Genomic DNA, 16,144 nt, shown 5'->3' with positions numbered 1-16,144 from the left:
GTTACTCCGCGTTAAAGTCGTGCAGGTTTTCCGCCACCGACAGCAGCAGCGGCGCGGGACGATCGTTGCCCTCAATGCCGGTGTTACAGGCGGAGACGATGAACTGCGTGTCCATCACCACGCGACAGGTAATGCTGTCGCCAGCTTGGGTCAGGTTGGTTTCCGGCAGAATCTTGCCTTCTCGCGTCAGCTTGACGTGCATAAACAGGTTGATGGGATCCGGCAGCTTCGGCACCACCATGCCCAGACGCGCCAGCTCGCCGCGCAGCGCATCGAGGCAACCTTCGCCCGGATAACCGCGCTCAGCGAGAAACGCCGTGGTGGAGGCCGGCAGCAGCAGGTCGTGACGCTTCACGCTGTCTTTGCCCAGCACCATCATCGGACGACGAAGGTTGTTCACCAGACGCATGCCGGAACCGAGCAGGTAGCTGTTGCTAAACACCCGCGTGTGATGCACCGACAGCCACACGGCGGGATCGGCCAAGCTAAAGCCAAACAGCGAAGCCACCGCACCATCACCCTGAGCGGTGATGCGCAGCAACTGACCGCGCAGCACGCTAATCGAACCGATGCTGCCCGCTGCAACCTGCACCGGTTCAGCCAGCGTGCGCACGGCGGTTTCCTGATAACTTTCACGCATTAACAGCATGATTCATCTCCTGAGCGTGAAAATGGTCGCTGACCACGATGTCGATTGGCGTCACCTGCAGGCCGTTGCCGGGAATAATGTCCTGCGGGCAGGATGAGACCGCGCAGATCAGATCGCACAGCGCTTCAAAGGTGATGCTATCGCCCGCTTTGCTGTTGGGATCGGTCACTTCCATGCGACCATCGGCGGTGACCGGGCCGTTCTGGAATAGGTTGAACGGTTCCGGCAGCGAGAAGTAGGTGACGCCAAACGCCTTCATCCCCTCCAGCAGGTTATCGACGCAGTTGCGATGCCCTTCGACACCGAAATCAATGCTGAAACGGGTGCGATCGCAGGCCGGCACGTTGGCGTCGTGGATGCCGATGCTGTCGGCAAGAATGCGCAGCATCGGGCGGTTTTCACTCGACCACAGCGCGTCGCCCGGCTTAAAGAACAGCGAGCGCAGCTGCTGACGCGTGTGCACCGGCGACAGCTTCTCGTTCAGGTCATTGGCATTGACCGCGACAAAATCGGCCGCCTGCTGCCCTTCGCTGTCAATCACGGTAATAAACTGGCCCTTGCGCACGCGAAAGGTTTTGCCAAAGCCGGCAGGTACCGTCAGGTTGGACTGGCACATAATTACTCCTGCGGAATGAAGTCGCTGGCGGGCACGGTAAAAGTGGTGCCGAGATATTGCTGCTGCAGTTTGGTCAGTTCGCCATCTTTCTGCATCGCCAGGATGTGGTCGCTAATGGCTTTGTTCAGGCTGCCATCTTCTTTGCGAGTCGCCCAACCCATCCACTGCGACGGGCCGACTTCGCCCACCTGCGCCACTTTGCCGGCATATTTTTTTGCTACCGGCGCGAGTACCGAGATGTCGTCATAAACGAAGTCGGCGCGTTTGGTCATCAAGGTGCTGACGGTTTGATCGAGTGAATCGACATTGATGATGGTGATCGGTTTTTTACCCTCCTTCTTCAACTGCTCGTTGAAGCCCTTCAGCAGCTGCTCTGGCACGCTGGCGGTTTTCACCGCACCGCGCAGACCCGACAAGCTTTCCGGACTCAGGGTTTTGCCGCTGAAGGTTTTCGCTTCGGCTTCACGCACCAGCACGCCGTTGACGGTTTTGCTGTACGGCACGGTAAACAGCACTTTTTTCGCGCGTTCCGCCGTGACGTTGAGGGATGAACCTTCGGCATTGAAAGAGCCCGAAATCAGGCCCGGCAGAATGCCACTGAAGGCGGTTTTCTGAAACTCCAGTTTCACACCGAGATCGTTGGCAAAGGATTGCATGATCGCCACGCTGTAACCGGTGATCTCACCTTTGTCATCGGTGTATTCGTAGGGAGGAAAGGTTGGATCGATACCGACGGTAATTTTGCCGCTGCTTTTGATGTCGGCCAGCGTATCGGCTTGTGCCTGCGCCATGGTGCCGACAGAGAGAAGTGCGGCAATCAGCAGTGCTGTTTTTTTCATTATGGTGTTTCCCTGGTGTTGGTGAAATGTCATTTTCTAATGAGCATATTTTGTGCCAGCTTTTTCACTACCATGCAGGGAGACCTGATAAAAAATAGATTTTATTTAATAAAATCAAATGGAAACATTTGTTTCTTAATTTTTATTTTTAGTTTCTATGATTTCACACACGGTAAGACGGGGATAATTGGATGGGTGGGCACTGGACAGAATTGCACCGTTTTGGTGATTTTTCTGGCGCACAATGCGCCAGCAAGGCGCATTATTCCAGTTCGTCGAGGGATTGGTGCAGCGCTTCGATTTGCGCGAGATGATCGTTGCTGGCTTTACCCATTTGCCGGGCCACCAGTGAACAGAGCAGGTTACACACGCCAGAGAGCGCGGCGGTGCTGTCGAAAATCAGGCTGCTGTCGGTGTGACAGCGGATTACCCACTGCGCATGGCGCGCCGGTTTGCCGGAGAGCACGTCGGCGATATACAACATCGGCACATTGCGCTCGGCCAGCGCGTTCATCGCCGCCTCCAGCGCGGGCATGCGACGACGCAGACCGACGCAGATCACCACATCCTCGGCGGTCAACGCCGCTACATGTTCCGCCAGCGAATCGCCGGGACGCGGCAGCAGACGCACATCGGAGTGAATATGGATCAGGTCACGATAAATCAGATGCGCGATGGTTTGGCTGTGGCGCCAACCCATTACCACCACGCGACGCGCCTGGCTGATGGCGCTGACCGCCTGCTGCAGCTGTTCGCTGTCCAGCGTGCGATAGCTGTTGACCAGGTTGGCGATCTCTCTTTCCAGATGCTGCTGCATGATGCTCGCCAACGGCGACGCGCTGGGTGCCGGTTGCAGATAGAGCGGTGAACCGCTGCTTTGCATGTCACGCGCCTGGCGACGTGCGGCTTCATAACTTTCATAGCCGAGATGGCGGAAGAAGCGCGTGGTGGTGGCTTTGGACACGCCCGCGCTGTGTGCCAGTTCGGTGGCGGTGTTCATGGCTAACTGGCCTGGTGCGGCGAGTAGCACATCGGCAAGTCGCTGCTCGTGGCTGGAGAGTTGATCCCAGTGCTGACGAATCCGGCCCTCTAACGTTGCCGCTTTTGCACTCATGCTGATTCCCTGAAAAAGAAAAAAACCATCCTGCACAGAGCGTGCCGGGTTGTCATCAGGAATTTTGTATTGGGGGGAATGTGCTGGCTGTCCCCCATCCCGGCCTTCCCCCGCTAGCGGGGGAAGGAGATGCTGCCACATGCAGCTTCAGAACTCACATTTTGCAGCATCTTCCTCCCCCATTCATGGGGGAGGACCGAGGAGGGGGACAGCGAGCACGGACCGGGATGGGGGACTGCGGCGAAATACTACTTACCGGTCGGGCGCAGTGCCGGGAACAGGATCACGTCGCGGATGGTGTGGCTGTTGGTGAACAGCATCACCATACGGTCGATACCAATACCCAAACCAGCGGTTGGCGGCAGGCCGTGTTCCAGCGCGGTGACGTAGTCTTCGTCGTAGAACATCGCTTCGTCATCGCCAGACTCTTTCGCATTCACCTGCTGCAGGAAACGCTCAGCCTGATCTTCTGCATCGTTGAGCTCTGAGAAGCCGTTACCGATTTCACGGCCGCCGATGAAGAACTCAAAGCGGTCAGTGATTTCCGGGTTCTCGTCGTTACGACGCGCCAGCGGTGATACTTCAGCCGGGTATTCGGTGATGAAGGTTGGCTGAATCAGGTGCGCTTCAGCGGTCTCTTCGAAGATCTCTGTAACGACGCGGCCCAGGCCCCAGCTCTTCTCAACTTTGATGTGCAGTGATTGGGCAATCGCTACCGCTTTATCAAAGTCTTCCAGATCGCTCAGGTCAGTTTCCGGACGGTATTTCTTGATCGCTTCACGCATGGTGAGCTTCTCGAACGGCTTACCGAAATCGAAGCTGTGATCGCCATACGGCACTTCCGTGGTGCCCAGCACATCCTGCGCCAGCGTACGGAACAGGCTTTCGGTCAGTTCGATCAGATCTTTGTAATCCGCATACGCCATATAGAGTTCCATCATGGTGAACTCTGGGTTATGGCGTGGCGAAATCCCTTCATTACGGAAGTTACGGTTGATCTCGAACACGCGATCAAAACCGCCAACCACCAGACGCTTCAGATACAGCTCTGGCGCAATACGCAGGTACATATCGATATCGAGCGCATTATGATGGGTGATGAACGGACGCGCAGATGCGCCGCCCGGAATCACCTGCATCATCGGGGTTTCCACTTCCATAAAGTCGCGGTTAACCATGAACTGACGAATGCCAGCCATGATTTGTGAGCGAATTTTAAAGGTTTTGCGCGAATCGTCGTTGGAGATCAGATCGAGATAACGCTGACGATAACGGGTTTCCTGATCGGCCAGGCCGTGGAATTTGTCCGGCAGCGGACGCAGCGCTTTGGTCAGCAGACGTAGCTCAGTGATGTGGATCGACAGCTCACCGGTTTTGGTTTTGAACAGCTTACCGCGCGCACCGAGGATATCGCCGAGATCCCATTTCTTGAACTGCTCGTTGTAGACGCCTTCTGGCAGATCGTCGCGTGAGACGTAGATCTGAATCTGGCCGCCGACATCCTGCAGGGTCGCGAATGACGCTTTACCCATGATGCGGCGCGTCATCATACGACCGGCCACGCTCACTTCAACGCCCAGCGCTTCCAGCTCTTCATTCTCTTTCGCGTCATAGCTGGCGTGCAGCACATCGGACGTGGTATCGCGGCGGAAATCGTTAGGAAACGCCACGCCTTTTTCACGCAGCGCGCTGAGTTTTTCGCGACGCGCTTTCAGTTCGTTGTTTAACTCAAGGGCGGCATCAGCGCTCTGCGGTTGTTGTTCAGACATGTCGGTTCCTTATAGCCCTGCTTTTAAACTTGCTTCAATAAAACGATCAATATCGCCATCCAGCACCGCTTGGGTGTTGCGGGTTTCTACGCTGGTACGCAGATCCTTGATGCGTGAATCGTCGAGAACATAAGAACGGATCTGGCTGCCCCAGCCGATATCAGATTTGTTATCTTCCGCTGCCTGCTTATCCGCGTTTTTCTTCTGCATCTCATATTCGTACAGCTTGGCGCGTAACTGCTTGAAGGCCTGATCTTTGTTCTTGTGCTGTGAACGGTCGTTTTGGCACTGCACCACAATGTTGGTCGGCAAGTGGGTAATACGCACTGCAGACTCGGTTTTGTTAACATGCTGGCCACCCGCACCGGAGGCGCGGTAAACGTCGATACGCAGATCGGCAGGATTGATATCGATATCGATGTTGTCATCCACTTCCGGGTAGATAAACACCGAACTGAATGAGGTATGACGACGGCCGCCGGAATCGAACGGGCTCTTACGCACCAGGCGATGAACGCCGGTTTCGGTACGCAGCCAGCCAAACGCGTAGTCGCCGATGATTTTAATGGTGGCGGATTTGGTTCCGGCCACTTCACCGTCTGACTCTTCAATAATTTCGGTTTTATAGCCTTTGGCTTCCGCCCAGCGCAGATACATGCGCAGCAGCATGCTGGCCCAATCCTGCGCTTCGGTGCCGCCGGAACCGGCCTGAATATCCATGTAGCAGTCGGCGCTGTCATATTCGCCTGAGAACATACGACGGAATTCCAGTTCGCCCAGCTTCACTTCCAGTGCATCAAGCTCGGCAACCGCTTCGTTGAAAGTCTCTTCGTCGTCAGCTTCCACCGCCAGATCCAGCAGGCCCTGCACATCTTCCAGGCCTTGCGTCATGTGATCTAAGGTTTCCACTACCGCTTCCAGTGAAGCACGTTCTTTACCCAGCGCTTGCGCGCGCTCAGGTTCGTTCCAGACGTCAGGCTGCTCCAGCTCGGCGTTTACTTCTTCGAGGCGTTCTTTCTTGGCATCGTAGTCAAAGATACCCCCGAAGAACGTCGCTGCGCTCACTGAGGTCCTGGATACGATTTTTGACCGGATTAATTTCAAACATGGCTTTTCAGTCTTTTTTGACGATTCGGTGAAAGGAGATAAAAACTAACGCGCTAGTTTACCCGAAAGTGTGCGCACTTTGTAGCATTGCACGCCGCCTGAGTGAGCGCGCCTCCGCCGTAAGAAAAAAAGTTCTTATCCTTCTGGAAAGCTTTACCAGCTACGCTTTCCCAAACACCCCCGCAAATACCTCGCCTTCAGAACCTTCTTAGGAGTTTTCCTGCAAAAATTAGGCAATTGGCGCCAGATGACGTCATTAAAGATCATGATTTATAACGATAAATCATTAAGAATTGTCTTGTGAGAAATTTCCTGCAAGAAAGCAGACACGTCTCAAATAACGCCATTAAGCAGCTGATATTCAGCCTATCGATTTATTAGCGCCCTTTTATCATTTTGCTCAGTGACTATCCCCCCGATGGACATCACTGACGTCCAGACCGTTTGTCACCACGATCGCCAGGAATGCGCAGCTTCGACAGGGAATGACACAGTAATCAGCGCCCGTAAACGTGAGCGGGCACAACATGTCCTGAGAGACATGAAGGAGTATCGATGTTTATTCCCGGTTTGCGCACTTCACCGCGCCTGCTTGCCTTGTTAATGCCTTTGTTACTTGTCGCCTGCGGAGGTGGTGGCGGCGGCGGAGGTGGCGGTAGCGCGGCAACCTCGCCCACCACCGGCACGCCTGAGACACCCACGCCAGCTCAGCCCAGCGCTTCAGGCAATGTCAGCAAAGTCGGCATTATTGATTCAGGGTTATCGCCCGATCGCAGTGAAATCAATTACGCCAACGTGCAGTTCACCAGCTACGTCGGCGGCGGCAGTAGTTTGAATGATAATCAGGGCATTAACGGTCACGGCACCGTGGTGGCGCTGACGTTATTAGGCCTGTCGCCGGGCAGCACACTGTATGTGGCGCAGGCATCGCAGAACAATATCTTTCAATACGACGATACCGCCCGTGCGGTGAGCGGCCTGCTGAGCCAAGGCGTGCGGGTTTTCAATATGTCGTATGCCTCCAAAGAGCGCTTAACCTCCGCACAGGCACTATCCGATGCGCAGCCGCACTATCAGGTGCTGGTGCAAAGCATGCGTGAGATTGCGGCCGCTAACGGTTTGGCGGTGGTGATCACCGGCAATGGCGGCACTGCAACACCGTCCCCTAACGCGCAGCTGCCGTTGATTTATCAGGACAGCGCGTTGCAAAAGAATATGCTGGCCGTTACCGGCGTGATGGACAGCACCTCATACGACACGGCGAACCGCGCGGCGTTAACCGGGCCGTTTGATGCCTGTGGTAACGCCGCGGCATGGTGCCTGAGCGCACCGGGATACACCGATTATCGCTTTCAGAACGCCGATGGTACCTGGGTAAATGCGCGTAGCTACGGCACCTCGTTTGCCGCGCCGCGCGCCGCTGCGGCCGCTTCGCAAGTGTTGCAGCGCTTTCCGTGGATGAGCGGCTACAACCTGCAGCAAACGTTGCTGACCACCGCCACTTATCGCAGTGATGCTTACGCAGGCGCTGCGGATAGCGCCAACGGGCGGCCTTACAACAACACCTTCGGCTGGGGCGATCTCAACCAGGCGAAAGCGCTCAACGGTCCGGCAATGTTCTGGGCCAATGATTTTCACGCCAGCCTGGATGCGGGTAGCTATGTCTTCTCGAATGCCATCAGCGGGGATCGTGGCCTGATACTCGACGGCGCCAATAATGGCGGCGTGCTACGGTTAACCGCTAACAACAGTTACCTCGGCCAGACCAGCGTTGCCGCCAATACGTTGCTGATTGAGGGTGCGATTGCGGGCAGTGCCAACGTCAGCGGCAGTGGCACTTTAGGTGGCAGCGGTGTGATTGGCGGCAGCTTACTCAATCAGGGAACGGTCAACGGCGGTTTGCAGGTGCAAGGCGATTACCAGCAACGCAGTAATGGCGTGCTCAATATCGCGTTAAACAGCCCGCTGCGTGTAGCGGGCCACTCGACGCTGGACGGCACGCTGAACCTCGCGCCACCCTCATCAACTTATGTGGTGAAACAGCAGGAAACGCTGCTGACCAGCGATGCGGGCGTTAGCGGCCAGTTCAGTCAGGTCAATACTGGCATTTTTCTCGACGGTTCGGTCAGCTACAACGCTAACAGCGTCACTGGCCAGCTGACGCGTAAAAATACCGCAGCAGTAGCGGCAGCGCTGGGCATGAACAGCGCCAGCACTCAGCAAACGGCCGCGAATCTGGAGCAGGCGTTTAGCGTAGCGGACAGCTGGCAGCAACAGGGTTCACTGAGCAGTGCGCAGCAGTCAGCGCTGGGCGCAGCAGGAGCGTTTCAGTCGCTGGCAGATGCCCGCAGTGCGCAGGCCGCCATCAATTCACTTTCCGGTCAGGCGCACGCTTCCAGCAACGCGGTACTGTTTAACGCGCTGGATTATCAAAGCCGCCTGTTGAGTAACCGTATCGCCGATGCCAGCGCTGACAATCGTTACGGTTTCTGGCTGGAGAGCGGTCAACTGCGCGGTTCACTGGATCAAGCGGGCTACCTCGGCACCGATTACCGCAACACGCTTACCGCATTGGGCGTGGATAGCGATTTGGGCATTTCTGGTCTGCGCGTGGGCGTGGCCTGGACGCAGAATCAGATCGACTCAACCTACGACCAAACCGGCGGCACCAGCCGTAATCGCCTGCAAGGCGCGATGCTGTATGGCCGCTACGATTTGACGCCAGCATGGTATCTGCAGGGCAATCTCAGCTATCAACATGGTCGCGATGAGTTAAAGCGTCTGGTGTTGCTGGATGAAGCTTCGCCGGTGTCATCGACCACCAGCAGCAACAGCTGGCAGGCGGCGCTGCAAAGCGGCTATCGCTGGACAATTGAGGAGAATTATCGCCTCGAACCCTATCTCGGCTGGCGTGAAACCGGGCTGGATACCGGTGCGTTTGAGGATAAGGGCAGCGCGTTTGGTCTAAGCGGCGACGGCGACAGCTATCGACGCAGCGTCGGTTATAGCGGTTTGAGTATCAGCGCACGGCAGGATTGGTCGGCTGGATTGTGGAGCATGCTGAGTCTGTATGGCGAATATCAGTACGCATTCAACAATCCGTCGATGGATGTCAGCGCGCGCTGGGGCGGATTTGGCGATGACCAGAACCGCTTCACGATTCCCGGTATGCAGCTCGATCGCCGCTCGCAGTGGTTAGGTGTGCGGTTGGATGTGGCGCAGACGTCACGCGCGCGCCTGTTCCTGCGCGCCGATCAGCACTTCGCCGATCGCGGTGACGAGAAAGTGCTGCGCGGCGGTGTGGATGTGAGTTTCTGATAAACGTTTAACCGGTCAACTGAGCGCGATAAATCGCGCCGCTACGGATACGTGCACAGGTAGCGGCGCGATGCATTGCGCGTTTTGGTAGTGAACTACAGCGGCCAAAGGTGATCGATGATCAATTGCACCGAACGATTGCCACGGTATTCGTTGATATCCAGCTTATAGGCCAGCTGCACCTGACGCACGCTGCTGTCTGGCCACAGCGTGGTATCCACGTTGAAGGCAATCCCATCCAACAGCGGGCCGCCGCCGAGCGGCTCGACCATCACTTTCAAATGACGCTCGCCCACTAACCGCTGTTGTAACAGCTTGAACTTGCCATCGAACACGGGTTCCGGGAATGCCTGGCCCCACGGACCGGCCTCGCGCAGCATTTCGGCAGTATGCAGGGTAAACTCCTGCGCATGCAGTTCGCCGTCCGACCAAATCACGCCCTGCAACGCTTCGCCATCCAGCCACTCATCAATCAACGCGGCAAATCGCGCACGGAACTCCTCGTACTTCGCGGTTTCCAGTGACAATCCGGCCGCCATGGCGTGACCACCAAATTTGATCATTAAGCCTGGGAACAGCGTGTCGAGACGCTCCAGCGCATCGCGCAGATGCAAACCCGCAATTGAGCGGCCCGAACCTTTCAGCGTGCCGTCTCCGGCGGGGGCGAAAGCGATCACCGGGCGATGGAAGCGCTCTTTCAGGCGCGACGCCAGAATCCCCACCACGCCCTGATGCCACTCGGGATGGTAGAACGCCAGTCCAAGCGGCAGATCGGTATGCTGACGCTCCAGCTCATCGCACAGCGCCAGCGCTTCGCTCTTCATGCCCTGCTCAATCTCTTTACGCGTCTGATTCAGCGCATCGAGTTCATTCGCCAGCATGCGCGCCTGGGAAATATCTTCGGTGAGCAGCAGCGCCACGCCGACTGACATATCATCCAGACGACCGGCAGCATTCAGGCGCGGGCCCACGGCAAAACCGAGATCGCTGGCGGCGAGTTGGCGCGCATCGCGGTTGGCAATCTCCAGCAGCGCGCGAATCCCGGCACGGCATTTGCCCGCGCGAATACGGCTCAAACCTTGCCACACCAGAATGCGGTTGTTGGCATCCAGCGGCACCACATCGGCCACGGTGCCCAGCGCCACCAGATCCAGCAGCTCCGCCAGATTTGGCTCGGCTCGGCTCTCACTAAACCAGTTTTGCTGACGCAGGTGCGCACGCAGCGCCAGCATCAGATAGAAGGCCACGCCAACACCCGCCAGCGAACGTGAGGGGAATTCGCTGTCGTTGAGGTTCGGATTAACAATCGCTTCGGCGGCGGGCAAGGTTTCGCCCGGCAAGTGGTGATCGGTAACCAGCACCGGAATGCCGTGCTGATGCGCGGTATCCACTCCGGCATGTGATGAGATGCCGTTATCGACGGTGAGGATCATCTCCGCACCGCGCGCTTTAGCCTGCTCGACCACTTCCGGACTCAAACCGTAGCCATCTTCGAAACGGTTTGGCACCAGATAATCCACATTACCGCCGAGGCTGCGCAGCGCCAGCACGGTTAACGCGGTGCTGGTGGCGCCATCGGCATCGAAATCGCCCACCACCACGATACGTTTGCCCGCCAGCAGCATCTGATGCAGCAACGTTACGGCGGCTTCGATGCCGCCCAGCGTTTGCCACGGCAGCAGATGTTTAGCGCCGCGCTCCAGTTCCATCGCCTCTTTCACGCCGCGTTGCAGATACAAGCGGCGCAGCAAAGGGGGCAAATCAGCGGGTAAGCTGGCTTCGGTCTCGGCTTCGCGCCGACGCAATTCAACAGAATGAATCACTGTGCGTTAACCGCCACGCTTCTGGCCGTCAAGCACCTGCTTCAGCTCTTGCGGTCCCTGGTAGCCAGGAATCATCATGCCGCTATCCGTGAGAATGGCTGGCGTACCCTGAATGCCAAACAGGATGCCGAGTTTGTACTGCTGCTCGATATTGATTTTGCAGGTCGCTGGCGCATCCATCTGCGGCGCATCGCCTTTCATTGCTGCATCGAAAGCTTTGTTACGATCGGCGCTGCACCAGATGGCGCGCATGGCTTTTTCTACCTGACCATTCAGACCTTCACGCGGGAAGGCCAGATAGCGCACGGTGATGCCGAGCGCGTTGTAGTCGGCCATCTGCTCATGCAGCTTGCGGCAGTAGCCACAGGTGATGTCGGTGAACACGGTGATGACGTGCTGCTCTTTCGGCGCTTTATAGACAATCATGTCTGGCGCCAGCGCAGTAACTTTTTTATCCAGCAGCTGGTTGGTAACGTTGATCGGTTGGGTGCCGCTGACATCATACAGCGGGCCCTGAATCATGTGCTTGCCGTCTTCGGAGACGTAAAGCACGCCGCTTTCGGTCAGCACCGTTTTAATACCCGGCAGCGGGGACGGCTGGATTTCAGCCTGCTGCAATCCCAGTTTTTTCAGCGTTTGCTGAATAGCGTTGTCATCGGCATGCGCCAATCCAGTGAATGCACTGACCAGCAGAGCCAGCATCGTTAGCTGCTTTTTCATCTTAAATCCTTGTTACCGCATCTCAAGCGCGCGGATGATGCTGTTGATGTAACAGACGCAGGCGCTCAGTGGCGACGTGCGTATAAATTTGGGTGGTCGAGAGGTCGCTGTGGCCCAGCAACATCTGTACGACGCGTAAATCGGCGCCGTGGTTCAGTAAATGTGTGGCAAATGCGTGGCGCAGCACGTGCGGCGACAGCTTTTCGCTATCGATACCGGCAAGGGTCGCATAGTGTTTAATGCGATGCCAGAAGGTCTGCCGCGTCATTTGCTGCGCGCGTTGGCTGGGAAACATCACGTCCAGCGTTTGCCCGTTGAGCAGCCACGGCCGACCATGTTCCATATAGTATTCAATCCAGTAAACCGCTTCTTCACCTAACGGCACAAGACGCTCTTTGTTGCCTTTACCGATTACGCGCACCACGCCCTGACGCAGGCTGATATCGCTGATGGTCAAACCCACCAACTCCGTTACGCGTAAACCGGTGGCGTACAGCAGCTCCAGCATCGCCTTGTCGCGCAGTTCGAGCGGCACATCAATGCTCGGTGCCTGTAGCAAGCGTTCGACCTGGTTTTCACTGAGATCTTTCGGCAGACGCTGCGGCAGTTTCGGTGCCGACAGCAGCGCGCTGGGATCGTCGCTGCGCACTTTTTCCCGATAGAGATATTGGCACAAGCGGCGAATGGCGCTGAGGGTGCGCGCCGAGCTGGTGGCTTTGTAGCCGCCCTCAACGCGTTCGGCAAGAAACTGCTGCAAATCAAGCGCTTCAAGCGTTAATAGCGTGCGATCGTGGTGATGCAGCCAGCCGGTGAGCGTTTGCAGATCCTGCCGGTAAGAGGCGAGCGTGTTCTGCGCCAGATTACGCTCAATCCAAAGCGCATCCAGAAACTGTTCGATCAGATCGCTGTCCTGCACTGTACTCTCCGCCCGTGTGAAATCGTGCTCATTATGCCTGAAAGTAGCCTGCTTCTGGTACAATTGCCCCCGAGTCAGGTTCAGACAGAGCATTAATTGCATGAATATCGGTTTGTTTTATGGTTCGAGCACCTGTTACACCGAGATGACGGCGGAAAAGATTCGCGACTTTATCGGTGAAGAATTAGTCACGCTGCACAATTTGAAAGATGACGATCCGTCGCTGATGGAGCAGTACGATTTGCTGATCCTCGGCATTCCGACGTGGGATTTCGGTGAGTTACAGGAAGATTGGGAAGCGATTTGGCCACAGATTCCGGCGCTGAATTTGCGCGGAAAAATCGTGGCGCTGTACGGCATGGGCGATCAGGGCGAATACGCCGAATGGTTCCTTGATGCGCTGGGCATGCTGCACGAACTGCTGCAGCCGATGGGCGTGCAGTTTGTGGGTTACTGGCCGCTGGAAGGCTATGAGTTCACCAGCAAAAAACCGCTGACCGCCGATGGCACGCAGTTTGTCGGTTTGGCGCTCGACGATGTTAACCAGTTCGAACAGAGCGATGAGCGCATTGAGCAGTGGTGCGAACAGATTCTGACGGAAACCGCAGCGCTGCTTTAAGGCAGCGTTTGACCATCCCTTAGAAAACAGCAGGCGCGCAGCGTGCGCCATTCACCGGGCGGCAGGTTGTCATGCATTAACCACAGCCGCCAGCGTTTTCCCTGCTGATTACGCAGCACCAGCAAAACGCCATACGGCAACCAATCCGCCTTACGTTCCGCTCGCCAGCGCACGCCGCGCCACAGCCAATTGCCCTTCACGTCCAGCACCAAATGACCTACGCGCTGAACCAAACGGCGCTCGTTACGCCAGCACTCCGCCAGCAGCAGCACTAACACCGGCGCTTTGCTCCACGCCCACGCGTCAGGCCACTCCAGTGCCAGCAGCAAACCGGTGCACAGTAGAGAAAGCGTCACATTCAGTGCGCGCGCACTGCGTGACGCTCGCAGATCACATTGCCACCGGACCGCGTTCACGGTTACGCTGCTGAATCAGTTTCACCATACGTTTGAACTCGGGATCAACCGGTTCACCGTGATTCATCAACCAGTTGAACAGATCGGGATCGTCACTCTTTAGTAGTGCGATAAAAACCTGCTTATCGGTGTCGTTCAGCGAATCATATTCAAATTTGAAAAACGGCATGATAGCCATATCCAGCTCCAGCATGCCGCGACGGCATGCCCATTGGACGCGGGCTTTGTCGTTAATTTCCATGTCTCAGGTTCCATGACTAAAAACAGTGGGGCTCAGTGTACCTGCTTTTTTTTCTCGCTGCAGGCGCTGTGCTTAACCCTGTGCAATACCTCGGCGTTACATCCCCCAGTTTGCAATGGGTATCACGCGATTTGTGCGCCATATTCAGTAAACAGGTTGCAAAGCCGCACTGCTCTTTTACCATTGCAACCTATTACCTCATTAATCAGGAAAGAGACATGTCGATTTTTACCCTTCCACCTCGCCAGCCTGCTGCATCGTCACGCCTGCCTTTAACCCTGATTTCGCTCGACGAATGGGCGCTGGTTAAGGTGCAAGGCAACGACAGCACGTCTTATCTGCAAGGTCAGTTGACGCTGGATGTCGCGGCGATGGGCGAGACGCAGCATCGTCCCGCCGCGCACTGCGATGCCAAAGGCAAAATGTGGAGCAACATTCGTCTGTTCCATCGCAGCGAAGGTTACGCTTACGTGGTGCGTCGCAACCTGCGTGAGCAGCAGCTAACCGAACTGAAGAAATACGCGGTGTTCGCCAAAGTCACCCTCGTCGCTGACGATGAAGCGGTGCTGCTCGGCGTTGCCGGTTTCCAGGCGCGCGCCGCGCTGGCAGGCGTATTCAGCACACTGCCGGATGCCGAAACGCCGGTAGTACAGCAAGGTGAGAGCACGCTTTTGTGGTTTGATCAGCCAGCCGAACGTTTCCTGCTGGTGACCACGCCAGAACAGGCGAATGCGTTGAAAGAGAAACTGGCGGGAGAAGCGCAGTTCAACGACAGCCTGCAATGGCTGGCGCTGGATATTGAAGCGGGCATTCCGGTGATTGAAAGCGCCACCAGCGCGCAGTTGATTCCACAAGCCACTAACCTACAGGCGCTGGATGCCATCAGCTTCAAAAAAGGGTGTTACACCGGCCAGGAAATGGTGGCACGCGCCAAATTCCGCGGTGCGAACAAACGCGCACTCTATTGGCTGGCAGGTAAAGCCAGCAAAGTGCCGGAGGTTGGCGGTTCGATGGAGCTGCAGATGGGCGATAAATGGCGTCGCACCGGCACCGTATTGAGCGGCGTGCAGCTGGATGACGGCAGCGTTTGGGTGCAGGTGGTGATGAATAATGATTTGGAGCCGGATAGCGTATTGCACGTGGAAGGCGACGAAAGTGGCAAATTGACCATTCAGCCGCTGCCGTATTCATTAACCGAATAATTGCGGGCCGGGTCCGTATTAAACACGTAAGGTCGCCATTTTCGGCGACCTGGATTGAGCTTACATCACGTAAAAATAAATCGCGCAGAAGTGCAACACGCTGCCGCCGAGCACAAAACCGTGCCAGATGGCGTGACTGTAAGGAATACGGCGCGAGACGTAGAATATCACCCCTAGCGAATAGACAATGCCACCGGCAGCCAGCAGCCAAATCCCGCCCGGCGACAGTTTGATCGCCAGCTGATAAATCACCACCAACGACAACCAGCCCATACCGAGATAGGTCACCAGCGACAGCGCTTCAAAGCGGTGGGCAAAGGCGATTTTAAACAGGATACCGGCCAGCGCCAGGCTCCAGATCACCACCATTAAGCCCTGTGCCAGCGGCGAATTGAGCCCCACCAGCAAGAACGGCGTGTAAGTGCCAGCAATCAACAGATAAATGGCGCAGTGGTCAAATTTCTTCAGCCAGTATTTGGCTTTTTGATGGGGAATGGCGTGATACAGCGTGGAGGCGAGATAGAGCAGAATGATGCTGCCGCCGTACAGGCTGTAACTGGTGATCGCGGTAACGTTAGCTTGGGATTCAACGGCTTGCGTCAACATCAACACCAGGCCAATGATGCCGAAAATGCAGCCGATTCCGTGGCTGATACTATTGGCGATCTCTTCGGCCAATGAGTAGCCCTGGGCAAGAACTGGGGTTTGTACCATGAGGGGATTCCTGAACAACGGAAAAAGCGAGTGTGCTATTTCTGAGCAACCAGAGTAACCGGGATAATTTTCAGAGTACAC

15 protein-coding genes are annotated in these 16,144 nt (G+C 56.4%); 3 read left to right on the top strand and 12 right to left on the bottom strand.

All coding sequences use genetic code 11. The features are described from left to right. Position 1: 1 nt before the first annotated feature. The 6 genes from Q3H59_RS04285 to prfB form a co-directional block, all read right to left on the bottom strand. The gene (locus tag Q3H59_RS04285) at positions 2-649 is read right to left on the bottom strand and encodes an urea carboxylase-associated family protein (protein ID WP_309833438.1); all 648 of its coding nucleotides are present in this window, start codon (positions 647-649) and stop codon (positions 2-4) included. Beyond that, positions 633-1,265 carry an urea carboxylase-associated family protein gene (locus Q3H59_RS04280; protein ID WP_309833437.1) on the bottom strand — a complete coding sequence of 211 codons (633 nt, stop codon included), beginning with the start codon at positions 1,263-1,265 and terminating at the stop codon, positions 633-635. Before Q3H59_RS04280 ends, Q3H59_RS04285 begins: the two co-directional genes overlap by 17 nt. A gap of 2 nt (positions 1,266-1,267) precedes the next feature. Next, positions 1,268-2,104 (bottom strand): transporter substrate-binding domain-containing protein, encoded by an 837-nt coding sequence (locus Q3H59_RS04275; protein WP_101761967.1) that lies wholly within the window; start codon positions 2,102-2,104, stop codon positions 1,268-1,270. 262 nt (positions 2,105-2,366) lie between these two features. Continuing rightward, positions 2,367-3,218: a MurR/RpiR family transcriptional regulator gene (locus Q3H59_RS04270; RefSeq protein WP_101762021.1), complete on the bottom strand. Its 852-nt coding sequence runs from the start codon at positions 3,216-3,218 to the stop codon at positions 2,367-2,369. A 248-nt stretch (positions 3,219-3,466) separates the two neighbouring features. Next, entirely contained in the window at positions 3,467-4,987 is a 1,521-nt protein-coding gene (gene lysS, locus Q3H59_RS04265; RefSeq protein WP_101761966.1) for a lysine--tRNA ligase, read from the bottom strand. A gap of 9 nt (positions 4,988-4,996) precedes the next feature. Beyond that, positions 4,997-6,095 (bottom strand): peptide chain release factor 2 gene (prfB, locus tag Q3H59_RS04260; RefSeq protein ID WP_110867985.1). Its coding sequence is split into 2 segments (ribosomal slippage): positions 4,997-6,019 and positions 6,021-6,095, totalling 1,098 coding nucleotides; the frame shifts between segments, so codons are not numbered across the junction. A gap of 554 nt (positions 6,096-6,649) precedes the next feature. On the opposite strand from prfB, the gene Q3H59_RS04255 reads away from it, so the two are divergent. Further along, positions 6,650-9,412, top strand: a complete 2,763-nt coding sequence (locus Q3H59_RS04255; protein ID WP_309833433.1) for an autotransporter domain-containing protein — start codon at positions 6,650-6,652, stop codon at positions 9,410-9,412. A gap of 95 nt (positions 9,413-9,507) precedes the next feature. Here the strand turns inward: Q3H59_RS04255 and recJ are convergent, their stop codons facing one another. From recJ to xerD, 3 genes are read right to left on the bottom strand one after another with little or no spacing between them, the layout of a single operon-like run. Continuing rightward, positions 9,508-11,235, bottom strand: coding sequence for a single-stranded-DNA-specific exonuclease RecJ (gene recJ, locus Q3H59_RS04250; RefSeq protein ID WP_210081705.1), 1,728 nt, complete (start codon positions 11,233-11,235; stop codon positions 9,508-9,510). A gap of 6 nt (positions 11,236-11,241) precedes the next feature. After that, positions 11,242-11,955 (bottom strand): bifunctional protein-disulfide isomerase/oxidoreductase DsbC, encoded by a 714-nt coding sequence (dsbC, locus tag Q3H59_RS04245; protein WP_101761962.1) that lies wholly within the window; start codon positions 11,953-11,955, stop codon positions 11,242-11,244. Positions 11,956-11,977: 22 nt separating this feature from the next. Beyond that, complete coding sequence (xerD, locus tag Q3H59_RS04240; RefSeq protein WP_008108233.1) at positions 11,978-12,871, bottom strand: site-specific tyrosine recombinase XerD; 894 nt, start codon at positions 12,869-12,871, stop codon at positions 11,978-11,980. A gap of 100 nt (positions 12,872-12,971) precedes the next feature. Between xerD and fldB the strand changes: the two genes are divergently transcribed. Beyond that, the gene (fldB, locus tag Q3H59_RS04235) at positions 12,972-13,490 is read left to right on the top strand and encodes a flavodoxin FldB (protein WP_101761960.1); all 519 of its coding nucleotides are present in this window, start codon (positions 12,972-12,974) and stop codon (positions 13,488-13,490) included. Here fldB and Q3H59_RS04230 read toward each other — a convergent pair. Both Q3H59_RS04230 and sdhE read right to left on the bottom strand, forming a co-directional pair. After that, entirely contained in the window at positions 13,487-13,846 is a 360-nt protein-coding gene (locus Q3H59_RS04230; RefSeq protein WP_233501811.1) for a protein YgfX, read from the bottom strand. The genes fldB and Q3H59_RS04230 overlap by 4 nt on opposite strands. A gap of 34 nt (positions 13,847-13,880) precedes the next feature. Next, a complete protein-coding gene (sdhE, locus tag Q3H59_RS04225; RefSeq protein ID WP_101761958.1) occupies positions 13,881-14,147 on the bottom strand; it encodes an FAD assembly factor SdhE in 267 nt (88 codons plus the stop codon). A 218-nt stretch (positions 14,148-14,365) separates the two neighbouring features. Here sdhE and ygfZ point away from each other — a divergent pair, with 218 nt between their 5' ends. Then, positions 14,366-15,349, top strand: a complete 984-nt coding sequence (ygfZ, locus tag Q3H59_RS04220) for a tRNA-modifying protein YgfZ (RefSeq protein ID WP_309833427.1) — start codon at positions 14,366-14,368, stop codon at positions 15,347-15,349. A 60-nt stretch (positions 15,350-15,409) separates the two neighbouring features. Here ygfZ and Q3H59_RS04215 read toward each other — a convergent pair whose 3' ends face one another. Then, on the bottom strand, positions 15,410-16,063 hold the full coding sequence (locus tag Q3H59_RS04215) for a hemolysin III family protein (RefSeq protein ID WP_101761956.1): 654 nt from the start codon (positions 16,061-16,063) through the stop codon (positions 15,410-15,412). Between the last annotated feature and the right edge of the window lie 81 nt (positions 16,064-16,144).

The organism is Pantoea sp. SORGH_AS_0659, from assembly GCF_031453915.1.
Lineage (GTDB): Bacteria > Pseudomonadota > Gammaproteobacteria > Enterobacterales > Enterobacteriaceae > Pantoea > Pantoea leporis.
Note: the sequence above shows the minus strand (reverse complement) of the source record. Positions and strands in the feature narration are given on the sequence as shown.